General features: G+C 70.4%; 19 protein-coding genes and 1 tRNA gene. 12 read left to right on the top strand and 8 right to left on the bottom strand.

The genetic code is table 11. From position 1 onward, the window contains the following. The first annotated feature begins 10 nt into the window (after positions 1-10). Positions 11-1,456 carry a pyruvate kinase gene (gene pyk, locus H563_RS0101145; protein ID WP_022880793.1) on the top strand — a complete coding sequence of 482 codons (1,446 nt, stop codon included), beginning with the start codon at positions 11-13 and terminating at the stop codon, positions 1,454-1,456. Here the strand turns inward: pyk and H563_RS0101140 are convergent. Further along, entirely contained in the window at positions 1,420-1,908 is a 489-nt protein-coding gene (locus H563_RS0101140) for a phosphoribosyltransferase family protein (protein ID WP_022880792.1), read from the bottom strand. The two genes, pyk and H563_RS0101140, sit on opposite strands and share 37 nt — an antisense overlap. Positions 1,909-2,009: 101 nt before the next feature. On the opposite strand from H563_RS0101140, the gene H563_RS0101135 reads away from it, so the two are divergent. Genes H563_RS0101135 through H563_RS0101110 form a run of 6 tightly spaced genes read left to right on the top strand, consistent with a single transcriptional unit; the run spans position 2,010 to position 6,196 of the window. After that, complete coding sequence (locus H563_RS0101135) at positions 2,010-2,672, top strand: histidine phosphatase family protein (protein ID WP_022880791.1); 663 nt, start codon at positions 2,010-2,012, stop codon at positions 2,670-2,672. A gap of 4 nt (positions 2,673-2,676) precedes the next feature. Further along, positions 2,677-3,039, top strand: coding sequence for a hypothetical protein (locus H563_RS0101130; protein ID WP_022880790.1), 363 nt, complete (start codon positions 2,677-2,679; stop codon positions 3,037-3,039). Between the two features lie 48 nt (positions 3,040-3,087). Further along, positions 3,088-3,924, top strand: coding sequence for an aldo/keto reductase (locus tag H563_RS0101125; protein ID WP_022880789.1), 837 nt, complete (start codon positions 3,088-3,090; stop codon positions 3,922-3,924). A gap of 46 nt (positions 3,925-3,970) precedes the next feature. Continuing rightward, on the top strand, positions 3,971-4,684 hold the full coding sequence (locus H563_RS14395) for an HAD family hydrolase (protein WP_022880788.1): 714 nt from the start codon (positions 3,971-3,973) through the stop codon (positions 4,682-4,684). Further along, positions 4,681-5,175, top strand: coding sequence for a DUF5946 family protein (locus tag H563_RS17160; RefSeq protein WP_051142583.1), 495 nt, complete (start codon positions 4,681-4,683; stop codon positions 5,173-5,175). The genes H563_RS14395 and H563_RS17160 overlap by 4 nt, the downstream gene beginning before the upstream one ends. A 4-nt stretch (positions 5,176-5,179) precedes the next feature. After that, positions 5,180-6,196, top strand: coding sequence for a DUF2804 domain-containing protein (locus H563_RS0101110; protein WP_027478953.1), 1,017 nt, complete (start codon positions 5,180-5,182; stop codon positions 6,194-6,196). Here the strand turns inward: H563_RS0101110 and rlmN are convergent, their stop codons facing one another. Both rlmN and H563_RS0101100 read right to left on the bottom strand, forming a co-directional pair. Further along, on the bottom strand, positions 6,197-7,438 hold the full coding sequence (gene rlmN / locus H563_RS17045; RefSeq protein ID WP_022880785.1) for a 23S rRNA (adenine(2503)-C(2))-methyltransferase RlmN: 1,242 nt from the start codon (positions 7,436-7,438) through the stop codon (positions 6,197-6,199). A gap of 46 nt (positions 7,439-7,484) precedes the next feature. Then, positions 7,485-9,434 (bottom strand): S9 family peptidase, encoded by a 1,950-nt coding sequence (locus H563_RS0101100; protein ID WP_022880784.1) that lies wholly within the window; start codon positions 9,432-9,434, stop codon positions 7,485-7,487. Between the two features lie 86 nt (positions 9,435-9,520). On the opposite strand from H563_RS0101100, the gene H563_RS0101095 reads away from it, so the two are divergent. Further along, the gene (locus H563_RS0101095) at positions 9,521-9,910 is read left to right on the top strand and encodes an OsmC family protein (RefSeq protein WP_022880783.1); all 390 of its coding nucleotides are present in this window, start codon (positions 9,521-9,523) and stop codon (positions 9,908-9,910) included. 154 nt (positions 9,911-10,064) lie between these two features. On the opposite strand, the gene H563_RS0101090 is transcribed toward H563_RS0101095, so the two are convergent. After that, a tRNA-Leu gene (locus tag H563_RS0101090) sits at positions 10,065-10,147 on the bottom strand. Positions 10,148-10,186: 39 nt separating this feature from the next. On the opposite strand from H563_RS0101090, the gene H563_RS0101085 reads away from it, so the two are divergent. Then, on the top strand, positions 10,187-10,795 hold the full coding sequence (locus H563_RS0101085) for an ANTAR domain-containing response regulator (RefSeq protein WP_022880782.1): 609 nt from the start codon (positions 10,187-10,189) through the stop codon (positions 10,793-10,795). Between the two features lie 96 nt (positions 10,796-10,891). Here H563_RS0101085 and H563_RS0101080 read toward each other — a convergent pair whose 3' ends face one another. The 3 genes from H563_RS0101080 to H563_RS0101065 all read right to left on the bottom strand — a co-directional run bounded on the left by H563_RS0101080 (position 10,892) and on the right by H563_RS0101065 (position 13,347). After that, positions 10,892-11,461: a hypothetical protein gene (locus H563_RS0101080; protein WP_155864944.1), complete on the bottom strand. Its 570-nt coding sequence runs from the start codon at positions 11,459-11,461 to the stop codon at positions 10,892-10,894. A gap of 226 nt (positions 11,462-11,687) precedes the next feature. Next, positions 11,688-12,266 (bottom strand): hypothetical protein, encoded by a 579-nt coding sequence (locus H563_RS0101075; RefSeq protein ID WP_022880780.1) that lies wholly within the window; start codon positions 12,264-12,266, stop codon positions 11,688-11,690. Positions 12,267-12,777: 511 nt separating this feature from the next. Then, entirely contained in the window at positions 12,778-13,347 is a 570-nt protein-coding gene (locus H563_RS0101065; RefSeq protein ID WP_027478952.1) for a dihydrofolate reductase family protein, read from the bottom strand. Between the two features lie 113 nt (positions 13,348-13,460). Here H563_RS0101065 and H563_RS0101060 point away from each other — a divergent pair, with 113 nt between their 5' ends. Next, positions 13,461-13,808, top strand: coding sequence for a DUF952 domain-containing protein (locus tag H563_RS0101060; RefSeq protein WP_027478951.1), 348 nt, complete (start codon positions 13,461-13,463; stop codon positions 13,806-13,808). Positions 13,809-13,850: 42 nt separating this feature from the next. On the opposite strand, the gene H563_RS0101055 is transcribed toward H563_RS0101060, so the two are convergent. Then, on the bottom strand, positions 13,851-14,201 hold the full coding sequence (locus H563_RS0101055) for a PaaI family thioesterase (RefSeq protein ID WP_081416076.1): 351 nt from the start codon (positions 14,199-14,201) through the stop codon (positions 13,851-13,853). Between the two features lie 144 nt (positions 14,202-14,345). Between H563_RS0101055 and polA the strand changes: the two genes are divergently transcribed. After that, positions 14,346-17,006, top strand: coding sequence for a DNA polymerase I (gene polA / locus H563_RS0101050; RefSeq protein ID WP_022880775.1), 2,661 nt, complete (start codon positions 14,346-14,348; stop codon positions 17,004-17,006). 89 nt (positions 17,007-17,095) lie between these two features. Next, positions 17,096-18,760: a DUF885 domain-containing protein gene (locus H563_RS0101045; RefSeq protein WP_022880774.1), complete on the top strand. Its 1,665-nt coding sequence runs from the start codon at positions 17,096-17,098 to the stop codon at positions 18,758-18,760. Positions 18,761-18,783 lie beyond the last annotated feature (23 nt).

Raw genomic sequence — 18,783 nt, 5'->3', positions numbered from 1 at the left:
ACGTAAAGACATGAGACGAGCCAAGATCGTCGCAACACTCGGTCCCGCCACTTCGAGCTACGAGAACATCCGAGCCATCATCGAGGCCGGTGTCGACGTGGCCCGCATGAATCTCAGCCACGGCAGCTACGACGTCCACGAGGCCGTCTACGCCAACGTGCGCAAGGCGGCGGACGACGTCGGCAAGCCCGTGGCCGTCATGGTCGACCTGCAGGGGCCGAAGATCCGCCTCGGCAAGTTCGCGGCCGGCCCCCACGACCTCGCCGAGGGCGACATCTTCACCATCACCACCGAAGACGTGCTCGGCACCAAGGAGCTCTGCTCGACCACCTTCAAGGGCCTTCCCGACGACGTCAAGCCGGGCGACCCGCTGCTCATCGACGACGGCAAGGTCGCGCTGCGCGTGCTCGAGGTCGACGGCCCGCGGGTGAAGACCGAGGTGGTCGTGCCCGGCCCCGTCTCCAACAACAAGGGCATCAACCTGCCCGGCGTCGCCGTCAACGTGCCCGCGCTCAGCGACAAGGACGAAGCCGACCTGCGCTGGGGTCTGCGCCTCGGCGCCGACTACATCGCGCTGTCCTTCGTGCGCTCCGCCGCCGACATCGACCGGGTGCACGAGATCATGGCCGAAGAGGGCCGCAAGGTGCCGGTGATCGCCAAGATCGAGAAGCCGCAGGCCGTCGACGCCCTCGAGGAGATCATCGACGCCTTCGACGCGATCATGGTCGCCCGCGGCGACCTGGGTGTGGAGCTGCCGCTCGAGGCGGTGCCGATCGTGCAGAAGCACGCGGTCGAGCTGGCCCGCCGCATGGCCAAGCCCGTCATCGTCGCCACGCAGGTGCTCGAGTCGATGATCTCGAGCCCCCGCCCGACCCGCGCCGAGGCCTCCGACTGCGCCAACGCCATCCTCGACGGCGCCGACGCGGTCATGCTCTCGGGCGAGACCAGCGTGGGCGAGTTCCCGATCATCACCGTGCAGACCATGGCGAAGATCATCGAGTCGACCGAGGAGCACGGCCTCGAGCGCGTCCCGCCGCTCGGCACCAAGCCGCGCACCCAGGGCGGCGCGCTGACCCTGGCGGCCGCCGAGGTGGCCGAGTTCGTGGGCGCAAAGTACGTGTGCATCTTCACCGAGTCGGGCGACACCGCCCGCCGGATGTCCCGCCTGCGGGTGAAGATCCCGATGCGCGCCTTCGCCACCGACCCGGCGATCCAGCGCCGCATGGCGCTGACCTGGGGCGTGCAGTCGCACCTCGTCGACCCGGTGACCTACACCGACGAGTACTTCCGCCAGGTCGACGACGCGCTCGTCGGCGAGGGGCTGGCCACCTACGGCGACAAGGTCGTCGTGATCTCCGGATCCCCTCCTGGGGTGCCGGGCACGACCAACGACATGCGCGTGTACATCATCGGCCACGCTCACAACGAGGTCGCGCCGGCGTACGCCCAGTCCTGACCGCGCAGCGCCGCCCGGGCCTGCCGCTCGCTGACCGGCGGGAACTCGTCGTACCACCGCTCCGCGGGGCCGGCCGGCACGGGCCGCGCCACGCAGTACAGGTCGGCGGCGAGCCGCCCGGGCGTCCAGCGCGGGGGAGCGGTGGGCGCGGCCAGCACGATCCGCTTCGGGTTCAGCGCCGCGACCGTGCGGCACGCGGCGAGCAGCGGCTCGCCGGTCTCGATCGCGTCGTCGACGAGCACGATCAGGCGATCGGATGCCTCGGCCGAGGCATCCGTCGTCACCCGATCGCCCCGCACCCGGCCGAGCGGCGCGCCGAGCCGCGCCGCGACGTGCGCGGCGACCACGGCCCCGCCCGGCGAGACGGCCAGCACGAGCGGCTTGTCGCCGGCGAGGTTCAGCAGCAGGTCGGCGAGCCGTTCGCCCGCCTCGTCGCGGTCGTGGAAGAGCACGGCGGCAGGCTACGCCGCGCCGGCCCGATGCGGCAGTGCGACCGGCTGTGAATCGGCTAAGGCCGCTCTCCGGCCGCCCGCCGTCGGTTAGTTTCGAGAGCGTGCGACTGCTTCTCATCCGACACGGCCAGACCCCCGCGAACGTCCGCGGCGAGCTCGACACCGCGGCCCCCGGGCCGGGTCTGACGGAACTGGGGGAGCGGCAGGCCGAGGCGGTGCCCGAGGCGCTGCGCGACGAGAACATCCAGGGCATCTACGCCTCGCGGCTGATCCGCACCCAGCTCACCGCCGCGCCGCTCAGCCGCGAGCGGGGGCTGGAGGTCGTCGTTCACGACGGCCTGCACGAGATCGAGGCGGGCGAGCTCGAGGGCAAGAGCGACGAGCAGTCGGTGAAGGCGTACATCGGCACGGTGCTGGCCTGGGGGACGGGCGATCTCAGCGCGCGCATGCCGGGCGCCTTCGACGGCCACGCCTTCTTCGACCGGTTCGACCGGGCGATCGCCGAGATCGCCGCCGCACACGACGACACGGCGGTCCTGTTCAGCCACGGTGCGGCGATCCGCGCCTGGGTCGGCTCGCGGGCCCTCAACGTGAGCGGCGAGTTCACGCTGCACAATCCGATCGACAACACCGGCGTCGCGATCCTCGAAGGCTCGCCAGCGGCCGGCTGGAAGCTGATCAGCTGGGCGGGCGCGCCGGTCGGCGGCCCGCAGCTGGAGGACGCGGCGGCGCCCGACCCCACGGGCGAGGCCGTCGCCGGGTGACGCGGTGATCGACTTCGCGGAGGAGGGCCGCCGGGCAGGACGCGAGCTGTGGCCGGCGGGCGCCTCCTGGGTGCCCGAGGAGGTGAACGCCCGCTTCGAGGAGCTGCTGGAGCGGCATCCGTCGCCCGACCCCGAGGCGGCCCGAGCCGAGTTCCTCAACACGGCCCGGAACGCCCGGAAGTCGGCGCCGACGCAGGCTGAGGCCGCCGGCCGCGCCGAGCTGCTGGCGCGGCTGCGGGAGCGGAACGCGGCCCGCACGGCGGCCGAGCGCGCCCGGCACGAGGCGGAGGGCGTTCCGATCCACCCGGAGGCGGCGGCGATCGCCCGCCGCCGCCGCGCTTCGCTCGAGCGGCGCCGGCGCGCGTAGCGGGCCCGATCCGGGTACCCATCTCCTCGAGAGACGAGGAGGACCCCCATGGTCGGAACGGTGCAACAGGATGCGATGCGGCTGAACGACGGGACGACGATCCCGCGGATCGGCCTCGGGGTGTTCCGCATGAGCCCGGCCGAAGCCGAGACGGCGGTGCGCGAGGCGTACGGGCTGGGCTACCGGCTGTTCGACACGGCGGCGCGGTACGGGAACGAGGAGGCCGTGGGCCGGGCCCTCGCCGCCGTCGACACCGCGCGCGAGTCGCTCGTGACCACCAAGCTGCCCAGCGAGATGCAGGGCTACGACAGCACCCTGCGCGCCTTCGACGAGTCGGCCCGCCTGCTCGGCCGCGACGTGGTCGACCTGTACCTGATCCACTGGCCGTCGCCCGGGCGCGGCCTGTACGTCGACACCTGGCGCGCCCTGGTCAAGCTCAAGGACGAGGGCCGGGTGCGCTCCATCGGCGTCAGCAACTTCCTGCCCGAGCATCTGGACCGCATCGCCGACGCCACCGGGGTGCTGCCCGCCGTGAACCAGATCGAGCTGCACCCGTTCCTGCAGCAGCGCGAGTTGCGCGCGTACCACCACAAGTACGGCATCGCGACCGAGGCGTGGGCGCCGCTCGGGGCGGGCAACGGGGTGCTGGAGCATCCGGTGATCGTCGAGGTCGCGCGCGAGCTGTCGCTCACCCCGGCGCAGGCCGTGCTCGCCTGGCACCTGACCATCGACGACGTCGTCATCCCCAAGTCGACGCATCCCGAGCGGATGCGGGAGAACCTGCGCACCCTCGAACTCGTCGGCCTCGCCGAGGCGGCCATGGACGTCTTCGACAGCCTCGACGTGGGCACCCGCTTCGGCCCGGACCCGCGCGAGCTGTACTGAGCGCGCCTGGCGACGGCGGGCGCCGGGCTCGGCTACGCTCGGCGCCATGGCGGGGATCGTCCTGTTCGACTTCGACGGCACGCTGGCGCGCCGCCCCTGGATCAGCTTCGGCCGCATCATGCTCGACGTGATCCGGCAGGAGGACCCGGACACCGGGGTCACCACGTCCGACCTTTGGGCGGGGCTGGAGGACGGCTTCCCCTGGCACCATCCCGAGGTCTCGCATCCCGAGCTGAACGGGCACCCCGACGCGTGGTGGGCCCGGCTCGAGCCGGTGCTGCTGATGGCGTGCATCTACGCGGGCGTCGACCTGCCGCTCGCCGAACGCGCCGTCGCGGCGGTCCGGCCCCGGTTCTCCGACCCGACCGAGTGGGAGCTCTTCCCCGAGACGGTCGACGCGCTCGAGGCGCTACAGGAGGAGGGCTGGCGGCTCGCGATCGTGAGCAACGCGGTGCCCGAGCTGACCCGCATCGTCGAGGGTCTCGGCATCGCCCCGTACTTCGACGCGATCATCGCCAGCGCGGAGGTCGGCTACGAGAAGGGGCACCCGGAGATCTTCCGCATCGCGCTGCGCGCCCTCGGCGAGGCGACACCGTCTGACCCGGTGTGGATGGTCGGCGACAACGTCGAGGCCGACATCGAGGCGGCGACCCGGCTCGGATTCGGCGCGGTGCTGGTGCATGCCGAGGGCGAGGGCGGGGTGGCGCACGACCTGCGCGACGCCGCCTACATCATCCTGATGGCGGCCGAGCGCGCGTGAGCACCTGCCCGGGCTGCGGCCTCGTGCGGCCCGACGATCCGGCGGCGGTCCCGGCCGACGGCCTCGACGCGAGCGCGGAGTGCTGGGCCGTCTACGGCGAGGTGACGGCGCGCGCGATCAGCGAGCCGCGACTCGCCCCGTGGCACCAGCTCGCCGTCGACGCGTATGCGGCGCAGCATCCGCTCGCCTCGGCGAAGCCGATCCGCACCGCCTTCGCCCTGATCGGCCTGCTCCTTGCCGTCGAGCGGGGCGCGTCCGGCTTCGAGGTGCGGGCCGCGCACAAGCGGCTCGCCGACGCACGCCGCGACTGGCCGGCCTTCGCCCGCCCCGCCGCCCTCGACGAGGTGCGCCTCACCGTGGCCGAGGTGCGCGCCGCGACCGACCCGGCCGCCCACATCGCCGCGCTGCAGACCTGGGCCGCCGCCGTCTGGGCGGCGTGGCGGCCTGCGGCGGGAGATGCGGTCGCCGGCCTCCTCGAGCCGCTACGGTAGCGGCATGCCGACTCCCGACAGCGTCGTCGAGAACGGGACCCGCCTCTGGGGCCGCCTCGACGACCGCCCCCGCACCGTCAACCCGCTCGACGCCTACTCCGGCCCCGCCCGCGCCTGGCACGCCTTCCGCCTCAAGGAGTGGGTCGGCTTCACGCTCGCGCACGGCGAGCTGTTCAGCGCGATGATCATGCAGGACGCGAAGTACCTCGCCTCCAGCGAGTTCTACGTCTACGACCGCGAGTGGCGCACCCTGCACGAGTACGCGGGCTCCGCGCGGGGCGGCTCGCTCGCGCTGCCCGCCGACCTGCTGCACGGCGGCGCGTGCCGCTTCGCGTCCGACGGCTACCGCATCGACTACGACTTCGACACGGATGCCGGCTGCCACCGCATCCGCATCGACATCGCCGCCTCGGCGAAGGCGCCCGCGGTGCGCGGCGAGCTGCTGCTCGACGCAGCCGGCGCCTCCGCTCCGCTGTCGGTCAGCGCCCGGCTCGGCGGGGGAGGGACGATGTACACGCACAAGGCGGTCTTCCCCGCCTCGGGCACCCTGACCGTCGGCGGCCACGAGTACCGCTTCGACCCGCAGCGGGATTTCGCGATCCTCGACGAGCACCGCTCCGAGCTGCCCTACCGCAGTACGTGGACCTGGGGCACCTTCGCGCAGCGTTGCGCCGACGGGTCGATCGCCGCGGCGAACTTCTGCGCCCGCCCGCAGCCCGACGGCGAAGAGGAGGAGTCGGGGCTGTGGCTCGACGGGAGGGCGGAGCCGCTGTCCGACGTGACCTTCGAACCGGCGTCCGACGACCCGCTCGCGCCCATCGCGGTGCGCTCGGCCGACGGCCGGCTCGACGTCGAGTTCGTGCCGGAGGGACGCAAAGGCGTGCGGCAGAACTTCGGCGTCGTCGCCGTGCGGTATCACCAGCTGTTCGGCGCCTACCGCGGCCGGATCGGCGCCGGCGAGGCGGCCCGCAGCATCGACGGCGCGCACGGCGTCGTCGAGCGCATGCTCATGCGCGCGTGACTACTCCGCCGCCGCGAGCTGCCCGCAGGCGCCGTCGATCTCCTTGCCGCGCGTGTCGCGCAGCGTCGTCGGGATCCCCGCCGCCTCGAGCCGCCGGATGAACTCGTCCGTCACCTCGCGCTCGGAGGCGGTCCAGATCGAGCCCGGGGTCGGGTTCAGCGGGATCGGGTTCACGTGCACCCAGCCGCGGCCGCGCGCGTTCAGCTTCTCGGCGAGCAGGTCGGCGCGCCAGGCGTGGTCGTTCATGTCCTTGATCAGGGCGTACTCGATCGACACCCGCCGCCCGGTCTTCTCGAAGTAGTACCGGGCCGCGTCCAGCGCCTCGTCGACCTTCCACCGGTCGTTGACCGGGATCAGCTCGTCGCGCAGCGTGTCGTCGGGCGCGTGCAGACTGAGCGCGAAGGTGAGCGGCAGATCCTCGTCGGCCAGCTTGCGGATGGCCGGCACGAGGCCGACGGTCGACACGGTGATGTGCCGCGCGCTCATGCCGAGCCCCTCGGGCGCCGGCGCGACCATGCGTCGGATCGCGGTCATCAGCCGCTTGTAGTTGGCGAGCGGCTCGCCCATGCCCATGAACACGATGTTGGTCACCCGCTCGGCGTCGTGCCCGCCGTCGCGGCGCAGCCCGCCCAGCTCGCCGTTCGCGATGGCGAGGTTGGCGGCGCGCACCTGGTCGACGATCTCGGCGGCCGACAGGTTGCGGGTGAGCCCCGCCTGGCCGGTGGCGCAGAACGGGCAGTTCATGCCGCAGCCGGCCTGGCTCGACACGCACAGGGTGACCCGGCCGGGGTAGCGCATCAGCACCGACTCCACCAGGGCGCCGTCGAACAGCTTCCAGAGGAACTTGATCGTGTCGCCGCCGTCGGTGCGCAGCCGCCGCACCTCGGTGAGCAGCGGCGGCAGCATCGCCTCGACGAGCTGCCGGCGCTGACCGGCCGGCAGGTCGGTCATCTGCTCGGGGTCGAGGGTGTAGTGCTCGAAGTAGTGGGTGCTCAGCTGCGCGGCGCGGAAGGCGGGGAAGCCGAGCCCGGCGACCTTGGCCTTGCGCTCGGCGAGGGTCAGGTCGGCCAGGTGCGTCTCGGGCTGGGTGCGGCGGGGGCTCGCGAACTGCAGGAGCGGCCGGCCGCCGGCATCCGTCTGCTGGGTCCAGCCCTCGGTGGCGGGCCGCACCTGCGGGCGCGACGCGTTCGTCGGCCCGGCGTGCGGGCGCGCGCGGTGCGCGGCGGTCGTGTGCTCGGTCATGCCTCAATCATCGCAGCCACCGCCTGGGCGAGCGGCAGGTGGGGGATCACCGGTGCTCCGGTCGCTGCAACTCGATCACGGGCACCCCCGGCGGGGCGAAGCCGAGCACCTGCCCGTAGAACGACAGCTCCGACTCCCGCGCGTCGATCTGCGTCTCCGCCTTGCGGAACCCGTGCGACTCGCCCCCATAGAACCGGAACGCGTACGGGATCCCCTTCGTCTCGAGCGCCGCGATGAACCTCTCGGCCTGCGCAGGGGGCACGATCGGGTCGTCGAGGCCCTGCAGCAGCAGCACGGGCGTGGCCAGCCGATCCACGTTGGTGAGGGGAGCACGCGATTCATAGAGATCGGATGCCTCCGGCAGCGGTCCGATCAGGCCGTCGAGGTACCTGGACTCGAAGTCATGGGTCTCCTTCGCGAACTCAGTCAGTTCGGCGACGCCGAAGTACGAGGCGCCGGCGGCGAACGCATCCGATTGCGTCAGCGCGGAAAGGACCGTCCACCCACCCGCCGACCCGCCCTTGATGAGCAGGCGGCCGCCGTCGGCGATGCCCGCCTCGGCGAGCCCGCGCACGGCGGCGATCGTGTCCTCGACGTCGACGACGCCCCACTGGCCACGCAGCCGGTCGCGGTATTCGCGCCCGTACCCGGTCGAGCCGCCGTAGTTCACGTCGATCACGCCGATGCCGCGGCTCGTCCAGTAGGCGGTACCGAGGTTCAGCTCGGGGTAGCTGTGTCCGGTCGGGCCGCCGTGCACAAGGGCGATGAACGGCGGCAGCTCGCCCTCCGGCGCAAGGTAGCGGGGATTCTTCGGCCGGTACACGACGGCGTGCACCTCGCGTTCGGGGCCGTGGAAGGTGATCACTTCGGCGTCGGGAAGGTGAGCCGCGTCGGGCAGCTCGCCGCCTTCCAGGCGCACGTCGTTGACCCGTCCATCGGGGTGCAGCAGCCGGATGCCGCTGGGGGCGACTGCGCTTCCCGACACGACCAGCAACGTCCCGTCATGCTCGCCGCGCACGCGGATCTGGTCGAACGGGGTGTCGATCTGCGTCGCGGTGCCGAGTTCGGGGTCGATGCGGACGAGCCGGTCCACGCCGCGGGTCGCCGTCGCGGCGATCGCGCCGTCAGGCAGCACCTCATACCAACGTCCGTCGAGTCTCCACAGCGCGCCGCCGAGGTCTTCCTCGAGCGGTGCTACGGGGAACGGAGCGCCGTCTTCGGCGTCGAGACGGTAGAGGTTCCACCAGCCGGTGCGGTCGCTCAGCGCGTACAGTGTCGCGTCGTCGCGCCACTCGGGCTGCAGCACCGACTCGTCCCGGCCGCCGAGCAGCGTGCGCCACTGCGCGACCCGCCCGTCGGGGCCGACGTCTCCGACCCGCAACTGCGTGCCGTCCCACGGCATGTTCGGGTGGTCCCAGGCGATCCACGCGAGCTTCGACCCGTCGGGAGAGTAGGCGGGCTGGGCGAGAAAGTGCGACCCGGCGACCACGGAGGTGATGGCCGAGGCATCCGTCGCCGCCGACCCGTCGAGCGGAACGAGGACGACGTCGCGGGTCAGGTCGCTCGGCCCGTCGCCGGTGTGGGTCTCTCGAATGGCGAGCACGGCGTCGCCGTGTACCGAGATGCCGCCGAACCGGAAACCGCGGTCCGCCGGGGTGAGCGGCGTCGGCTCGCCGCCCGGGGTCAGGCGATACAGCCGCTGGTCGGTGAATTCCACGAACACGAGGTCGCCGTCGGCGGCCGCCCACGCGCCGCCGCCGTACTCGTGCACCCGGCTGCGGGCGTTCCACGGGGCGGGCAGAAGATCTTCCGGTTCGCCGCCGGGTGCCCGGCGGCGCACGCTCGCCCGGCCGCCTTCTTCGGGAACGAGTTCGAGCCACCACACCTCATCGCCGACGAAGGCCGGTTCGCCGACCGATCCGCTGACGCGCGCGACGTCCGCCGCGCCGATGGGCGATTCCCACTCGCCGTATGGCGCGATGATCCGTTCTGTCATGGGCTCAGGCTAGTCAGGGCCCGGCCGGCTCACGGCGACGTCCCGGATAGCTGGACGCCGCGCCGCCCCGGTGCCACCATTCGCGCATGGGCGAATTCGAGGTGGCGGTCGCCGCCGGCGCGCTGCGCAGCACGGATGCCGGAGCCGTGAACTTCCCGCACCGCTGGACGCCCGACGGCGTGACGGTCGAGGCCGCCTTCACCGGAGCCCACCTGCTGCACCTGGCCGCGGCCGGGTGCGTGCTCAACGACGTCTACCGCGAAGCCCAGGGCCTCGGCATCGAGGTGCGCGGCGCGCGGGTGACCGCGACGGGCGACTTCGACCCGGGCTGGCGCTCGGCCGGCATCGGCTACACGGTGGAGGTCGACTCGCCCGCGGCCCCCGCCGACCTCGAGGCGCTTCTCACGAGGGTCGACGAGATGGCCGAAATCCCGAAGGCGCTGCGCGCCGGCGCGCAGGTCGAGCGCATCCGCTGAACGGATGCCGCGCCGCATCCGTCACGCCCGCTCGGCGGTACTCGTTGCGATCGGGCACAAGTTCTGCCCGGAATCTATGCCCGATCGCACCATCTATGCCCGCCGGCACGGCCGAGCCTCAAGAACGCTTCATCCCTCAGTGGCGGTGGCTCAGTGCCGGTGGTGGGACTCGAACCCACACGCCCTCTCGGACAAAGCATTTTGAGTGCTCCGCGTCTGCCATTCCGCCACACCGGCCTGCGTCGTGCGCATCCGACCATATCGTAGGCTGGAACGGTGAGTGACCAGCAGGAAGCAGCCGCAGCCCCGCGCCGCGTCGTCGTGGCCGAAGACGAATCCCTCATCCGCCTCGACATCGTCGAGACCCTGCGTGACAACGGGTTCGAGGTCGTCGGAGAGGCCGGCGACGGCGAGACCGCGGTGGCGCTCGCGACCGAGCTGCGCCCCGACCTCGTCGTCATGGACGTGCGCATGCCGAAGATGGACGGCATCGAGGCCGCCGACCGCCTCGCGAAGAACCACATCGCGCCCGTCGTGCTGCTGACCGCCTTCAGCCAGAAGGAGCTCGTCGAGCGCGCCTCCGAGGCCGGAGCCCTGGCCTACGTCGTCAAGCCGTTCACTCCCAACGACCTGCTGCCGGCCATCGAGATCGCCCTGGCCCGCTACCAGCAGATCATCGCCCTCGAGGCCGAGGTCAGCGACCTCGCCGAGCGCTTCGAGACCCGCAAGCTGGTCGACCGCGCCAAGGGCCTGCTCAACGAGAAGATGGGTCTGACCGAGCCCGAGGCGTTCCGCTGGATCCAGAAGGCCTCCATGGACCGCCGCCTCACCATGCACGACGTCGCGAAGGCGATCATCGAGCAGCTCGCGCCAAGCAAGAAGTAGACGGCTCGCCGACATTCGAGAGCGGATGCCTCGGCGTCACCTCTTCGTCCGCCTATGGCTCGCATACTCGTGACCGCACGGTTCACCGTCGGCAATTCACACGACGGTGTAACTGACATCTGCGAACTCGCGCACCTCTTCGCGTAGCTCGTTCGCGAGGTGAAGGCCTTCGGCCACCCAGGCCGGACGCGCGGCCTCGTCTCGCCATGGGCCGAACTCCGTCGCCTGCGCGGCCCAGGTTGCGACCCACGCTTCGAGCCTTCGGGTAAGGCCGACGGACAAGCCGTAACGGCCCGGCCACATCGCGCCCTCGGCTTCCCAGAGCGGCCACGGCCACCCCCAGTCCACGTTGAACTCGATCTCCGTTCTGCCGTTCTCGCGAGCATCGGCGCATCCCTCGTCGAGTCTGGGCGCCTCACCACCGTCCCAGCCGACGAACAGTTCGTCGATCGAAACGCGCAGCAGGTACAACCAGTCCTCCACGGTGGCAACGCGACTCCACACGAAGGGATTGGGTCGCCGAGAGCTCGGCAGCGGAACCTCGACGGCGACCGGCCGAATAAGCCGGTCGTATTCGCTTCCTCCAATGACATAGCGGCGAGAGCCGTCGACCTCACGAGTCACATCCCCGGGGGCGCGGCTGTGGAGACGCACGGTGAGCACCATCTGATCTCCGTCGCGTCTGACGCGGTCGACTCGGAATGTATCCGAAGTGAGCCCGACGGCCGCGGACAAAACCGCCTCGTCGGATACGGAGGGGGAAGTCATCGCCTCAGTGTGCCAGCAACAGGCGCTCCCATGAGTGGCTCAGCGATGGGCCCACGTCCGCGTACCGGAGATGGGCCGAGCGGAGCATCGGCTGCCACGCCTGCACTCGACATCGGAGGATCTCTCACCGGAACAAGCTGAGCGCCTGTCGATAGCGTTTCTCGTCAGCGCGGGTGTCGGCGGTGACGAGCAGCGCGTGCGCACCGATCCGGCGCGTGAAGGTCCCGCGGCAGGGGATCTCGACAATCTTCGTCAGGGCGGCTTGCCATGCGGGGATCACGGCATCGAGGAGCGACCGTTCCACATCGCGCGACGCGCGACGCTGCTGATCGACTTCGCTGTTCTCCCACTCGCGTCGGCTATCGGCATACGCCTCGGATCCGAACCTGTCACGCCAGCTCGGCCCGCGCAGTTGGAGGAAGAGAGCATGGCGCTCCTCCGTGCTCAGGGCGGTGCGATGGAGGCGGCTGACGAGGTCATCGTCCTGCTGAGTCCCGGCGTGGTTGAGGCACGCGGCCCACACCTCGGGCCAGCCGGCCGACCACCTGGCAAGAGGCGCCGCGGCGCGCGCGGCCGCTCCGACAGGCTCCGGCGTCACCGTGAGCGCGGGCGGCAGGTCACCGCCTCGCGGCTGCAGGCCCCAGGCCTGTCGAATCCAGAGCAGGTCGAGCAGAGTGTGCGGGGTGTCGATGGTGAGCACCATGTCGTGCGGCCACGGACTCCCGGGAATCGGACTCGACGCGCGATTGCTTCACTCGGGCAGCACGGCGGTGACGGCGGCGTGGGGCATACCTTGATCCTGTCAGCGGCCGCTGGACCTTGCGCGCTAGGCCTCAGGGGCTCCGGGCAATGCGTCGCGTGAACGCGCTGGGCGATCCCTTTTGGGCGTCTCGGATACTTCCTCGTGAGTGGTCCTCGACGCTCTCAGAGGTTGCGTTTCGCCATCCAGCGAGCCACGAAGAAGGCCGCGATTCCCAGGACGGTTAGCCCGACACCGATGAAGAAGAGGCCCGTTGAACTGCGGTCGCTGGGCCAGCTGAGACTGCCGACGATGAACGAGACGCCGACGAGAATACCGAGAACCGCTAGCACTAGGCGGATTCCTGCTGGACCGTATGGGTATCTCTTGAATCGTTTCGGCTCGCGGTCCCGCATAAACACGCCCACGCGGACAGCCTGCTCCTCGGTCTGCGCCCCGTGCAATCGCGGATCGGCTACCGCGCACCCTGGCTCGCGGCGACCGTGTAACTGACATCGACGAACTGGCCATGCTGCGTCACCGATGCCAGCCTCACGTCGCTGCTTTCGAGCCTGCGTGGGAAGACCGCCGAACCCGCCGCGAGCGCCACGGGCGCCAGCGTGAGTTCAATGCGATTGAGTGCGCCGATATCGGCGAACTGTCCGGCGAGGTCGCCTCCGCCGGTCACCCAGACGTTTTTGCCGTCGGCCGCCGCGATGATCTCGGCCAGGACATCGCGGACGGGCCCGGCGACGAAGCGCACGTCTGCGCCGGCCGGCACTGTCAATCGGCGCGTAGTGAACACATACGTGGGTCGGTCTCCGTAGAACTCACGCCACTGGCCGGGTCGCTGCAATACCTCCGTGTGTGCCAGGACCCATTCGTAGGTGGTCGACCCTTCGACGATCACGCCGACGCGCTGAAGAAATGATGATGCGTCGGGAACATCGGAGTGATCGACCGCGAACAACCAATCCAGCGAATTCGACTCGTCCGCGATGAATCCGTTGAAACTCACCGCGGTCCGATAGATCACTTCAGTCACAAGACATCACGCTAAGGACGAGCACCGACACTCTCTGGGCCAAGCGACAACAGTGAGCCCGATCACCGATCGGCGTACACGCATCCGCCATGTCGCACTACGAGACTCAGCGGGTGACGATCTGGCACCTGGCGCACCGTGACGACTGGCGGGCTGCTCTCGACTCGGGCGAGTACCGGATATCGACGAGAGGGGCGACGCTCGACGACGTCGGTTTCATCCACGCGTCGTATTCGGAGCAGTTGTCCCGCGTCGCTGAGTTCGTCTATGCCGACGACGACCGCGAACTGTGCGTGCTCGTTCTGGACGAGAACCGAATTCGCGCGGACGGTGTTCTCGTTGCCGACGAGGACGGCGGCGACGGAGAACTGTTCCCGCACATCTACGGGCCGATCAAGCCGAGCTGGGTCCTCGAGGTGCGCGAGGCCGGCTTCGACGCAGACAAGAAGTTCCGGTGCTGAGGGCCGAGCCGCCCGAGACGACGCCGCGTCAAACCGAATAAGTCAGTTCTTCGCCTGCCGGATCATGTTCGTGATCCGGATCGTGGAGCACCGCCGCCCGCCCTCATCGGTCACCGCGATCTCGTGCACGGTCAGCGACTTGCCGACGTGGATCGGGCGGCACACTCCGGTCACCCAGCCGCTGGTCGCCGACCCGGTGTGCGTGGCGTTGATGTCCACGCCCACGGCGAAGCGTCCCTCGCCGGCCAGGTAGTTGGCGTGCATCGACCCGAGCGACTCTCCGAGCACGCAGTAGGCCCCGCCGTGCAGCAGCCCGAGCGGCTGCGTGTTGCCCTCCACCGGCATGCGCGCGACGGCGTGTTCGCGGTCGAACTCGAGGATCTCGATGCCCATCCGATCGGCCAGGGTGCCCTGCCCTCTGGAGGTGTACCAATCCACGTCGTCAACGCTCACGAAGGGCCCTTCCTTCAGCCGGTCCGGGTGTCGGCGGCCGCCGCTAGGCTGGCAGCCGTGTCAGACGCCCAGAAGCCTACCTTGATGATCATCGACGGCCATTCGCTGGCCTTCCGGGCGTTCTTCGCACTGCTGCCGGCCGGCCGTTTCGTCACCGATGACGGCCAGCACACCGAGGCGATCCACGGCTTCATCTCGATGCTGCTGAAGCTCATGAAAGACCATGAGCCCACCCACGTCGGCGTCGCTTTCGACCTGTCCCGCTTCTCCTTCCGCACCCGCGAGTACCCCGAGTACAAGGGCGGCCGGGCCGAGACGCCGCCCGAGTTCATCGGCCAGGTGCCTCTGCTCGAAGAGGCGCTGCACGCGATGAACATCACGACCATCACGAAAGAGGACTACGAGGCCGACGACATCCTCGCCACGCTCGCCAAGCAGGGCGGCGAGCAGGGCTTCGACGTGCTGGTCGTCTCGGGCGACCGCGACAGCTTCCAGCTCGTCGACGACCACACCACCGTGCTCTACCCGAGCGTGCTCGGGGTGAGCGAGCTGAAGCGCTACGACGCGCAGGCCGTCTACGACAAGTACGAGGTGTGGCCGCACCAGTACCCCGAGCTCGCCGCGCTCACGGGCGAGAAGGCCGACAACCTGCCCGGCATCGACAAGGTCGGGCCGAAGACCGCGGCGAAGTGGATCGCCAAGTGGGGCACCGTCGAGGAGATCATCGCCCACGCCGACGAGATCAAGGGCGTCGTCGGCGAGCGCCTGCGCGAGCAGAAGGAGAACGCGCTGCGCAACCGCCGCCTGAACGCCCTCGTGCGCGATCTGGAACTGCCCGTCGGCCCCGCCGACCTGGTCCGCCGCCCCGTCGACGAGGCGAAGGTGCGCGAGGTGTTCGGCCGGCTCCAGTTCCGCACCCTGCTCGACCGCGTGCTGAAGCTCGGCACCGACGGCGCGGCCGCCGGCCTGGAGGTCGGCGAGTCGGCCGAAGAGACCGCCGAGGCGGCGCCCGCCGTGAAGACCCTCGCCGACGAAGAGCTCGCGCACTGGCTCGAGAAGGCCTCCTCGGGCGGCGCGCCGGTCGCCGTGCAGCTCGACCACGGCCCCGCCGGCATCGCCGGCTTCGGGCTCGCCACTCCCGACGACAGCGCGTACGTGCCGTTCAAGCCCGGCACGGGCGATTACGCCGCGTTCGAGGCATGGCTGACGGATGCGTCGAAGCCGAAGTACTTCTTCAACGCGAAGCCGCAGCTCGAGGCATCCGATCGGGCCGGCCTGCCCATCCACGGCGTCGCCGCCGACACGCGCGTCGCGGGGGCGATCCTCAATCCGACCAAGGCACCCGCGAGCCTCGCCGACCAGGTCTACGAGGTGCTCGGCGAGTCGCTGCCGCAGCCCGACCCCAACCAGCTCGTGCCCGACAGCGAGCCCGTGAGCGCCGCGACGCAGGCGTGGTACGTGCTGCGCATCGCCCGCGACCTCGACCTCGCCTTCGCCGAGGGCACGAAGCGGGTCTACGAGACCATCGAGGTGCCGCTCGTCGAGGTGCTCGCCCGCATGGAACTCACGGGCATCGCCGTCGACTCGGCCGTGCTCGCGCAGCTGCGCGAGGAGCTCACCGGCTGGGCCGAAACCTACCAGCAGGCGGCCTATGCCGCGATCGGGCGCGAGGTCAACATGGGCAGCCCGAAGCAGCTGCAGACCGTGCTCTTCGACGAGCTGCACCTGCCCTTCACTCGCAAGACGAAGACGGGATACTCGACCGACGCCGAGTCGCTCGCCGACCTCAAGGAGCAGGTCGACGAAGACACCGCGGGCTACGTGTTCCTCGACGCGCTGCTGAAGCACCGCGACGCCACGAAGCTCAAGCAGATGATCGAGACCCTCGAGAAGGCGGTCGACTCCACCGGCCGCATCCACACCACCTACGACCAGGTGGGCGCCGCCACCGGGCGCATCTCCTCGAACGACCCGAACCTGCAGAACATCCCGGTGCGCTCCGACACCGGCAAGCGCATCCGCTCGGCCTTCGTCGCGGGTGAGGGCTACGAGTGCCTGCTCACCGCCGACTATTCGCAGATCGAGATGCGCATCATGGCGCACCTCTCCGGCGACGAGGGCCTGATCGCCGCGTTCAACGAGGGGGAGGACCTGCACCGCTTCGTCGGCAGCCACGTCTTCAACGTCGCCCCGGAGGACGTCACGCCCCAGATGCGCTCCAAGGTGAAGGCCATGTCGTACGGCCTCGCCTACGGCCTCGGGCCCTTCGGCCTCGCCAAGCAGCTGCGCATCTCTCAGGGCGAGGCGAAGCAGCTGATGGCCGAATACTTCGAGCGCTTCGGCGGCGTGCGCGACTACCTGCGCGACGTCGTCGCCAAGGCGAAGGTCGACGGATACACCGAGACGATCTTCGGCCGCCGCCGCCCGTTCCCCGACCTGAACAGCCTGAACCGCGTGCTGCGCGACAACGCCGAGCGGGCCGCCCTCAACTCGCCCATCCAGGGCTCCGCCGCCGACATCATGAAGATCGCGATGCTGAACGTCGCAAGAGACATGACGGATGCCTCGTTGCGCTCGCGCATGCTGCTGCAGGTGCACGACGAGCTGATCTTCGAGGTGGCGCCGGGGGAGTGGGACGCACTCGAGCAGATCGTCACCCACCGCATGTCGACGGCCGCCGAGCTGCGGGTGCCGCTGACCGTGCAGGTCGGCCGCGGCGCCAACTGGGACCAGGCGGCGCACTAGATTCGTAACCACACCGTCGGTCGACTCACCGCGCAGCGGCGAATGGAGACCGGGCCCCGCTCCACGATGCGCTCCACGAGAGGACACCCATGACCGATCAACGCCAACCCACCCCCATCGACGCCATCGCTGAGCGCTGGTTCGACACCCAGCTCGACCTCTACCCCGAGTTCCGCGTGTACGTCGGCCGCCCCGGCCGAGAGGGCGAGTACGGGGACTGGTCGCCCGCCGGCCACGAAGCCGAGGCCGAGGCCGCCCGCGCCGCGCTCACCGAGATCGAGTCGGCCGAGCCCGTCGACGACGTCGACGTCGTCACCAAGCTCGACCTGACCCGTGAGCTGCAGCTCGAGCTCGACAAGCACGAGGCCGGGTTCTGGCAGCGCGATCTGAACAACATCGCCTCCCCGCTGCAGAACTTCCGCGACATCTTCGACCTCTCGCCGACCTCGTCGGCCGACGACTGGAGCGTCATCGCCAAGCGGATGTCGAACCTTCCCGCGGCCATCCGCGGCTACATCGAGTCGCTGCGCGTCGGCATGTCGAACGGAAACGTGCCGGCCGTGCGCCAGGTGAAGCTCGGCATCGAGCAGGCCGACGCGCTGAACGCCAAGGACGGCTTCTTCTTCAAGCTCGCCGAGCAGGCCGGCGCCGACGGCGCACTGCCCGAGAGCCTCAAGGCGGAGCTGCAGAAGAACGCCGGGGCCGCGGCAGCCGCCTACGGCGAGCTGTCCTACTTCCTCGACGACGAGCTCGCGCACCTCGCCCCGAGCGACGACGCCGTCGGCCGCGAGCTGTACTCCATCGCGAGCCGCAGCTTCCTCGGCGCGACGGTCGACCTCGACGAGACCTACGAGTGGGGCATCGAGGAGCTGCGCCGCATGGCCGAGGAGCAGGAGGCGATCGCGCGCGAGATCAAGCCCGGCGCATCCGTCGAAGAGGCCATCGCGTTCCTCGACGAGGATCCCGGTCGCAAGCTGCACGGCACCGACGCGCTGAAGGCGTGGATGCAGGAGACCAGCGACCGCGCCGTCGCCGAGCTCGGCCGCACGCACTTCGACATCCCGGATGAGATCCGCACCCTGGAGTGCATGATCGCCCCCACCCAGAACGGCGGCATCTACTACACCCCGCCCGCCGACGACTTCTCCCGGCCGGGCCGGATGTGGTGGAGCGTGCCGCCGGGGGTCACCGAGTTCGCCACCTGGCGCCAGCGCACCACCGTGTACCACGAGGGCGTCCCGGGCCACCACCTGCAGCTCGCGACCGCCGTGTACAACAAGGCGCAGCTGAACACCTGGCGCCGTTTCGCCGGCACCTCGGGCCACGCGGAGGGGTGGGCCCTCTACGCGGAGCGGCTCATGGAGCAGCTCGGGTACCTCGACGACCCGGCCGACCGGCTCGGCATGCTCGACGGGCAGCGGATGCGCGCGACCCGCGTCGTGCTCGACATCGGCGTGCACCTGAAGAAGCCCATGCCCGACGGCTCGGGCACCTGGACCGGTGACGCCGCGTTCGACTTCTTCAACCAGAACGTGCACGACGACGAGGCGTTCAACCGCTTCGAGGTGAACCGGTACCTCGGCTGGCCGGGGCAGGCGCCGTCGTACAAGATCGGCCAGCGCGTGTGGGAGCAGATCCGCGACGAGCTGAAGCGCCGCGAGGGCGACGCGTTCGACATCAAGTCGTTCCACAAGCGCGCCCTCGACATGGGCGGAGTCGGTCTCGACACCCTCAAGACGGCACTGCTCGGCTGAGCCCCGAACGGCCTGGAACGCCC

The sequence above is a fragment of the Gryllotalpicola ginsengisoli DSM 22003 genome (genome assembly GCF_000419445.1).
Taxonomy (GTDB): domain Bacteria; phylum Actinomycetota; class Actinomycetes; order Actinomycetales; family Microbacteriaceae; genus Gryllotalpicola; species Gryllotalpicola ginsengisoli.
Note: the sequence above shows the minus strand (reverse complement) of the source record. Positions and strands in the feature narration are given on the sequence as shown.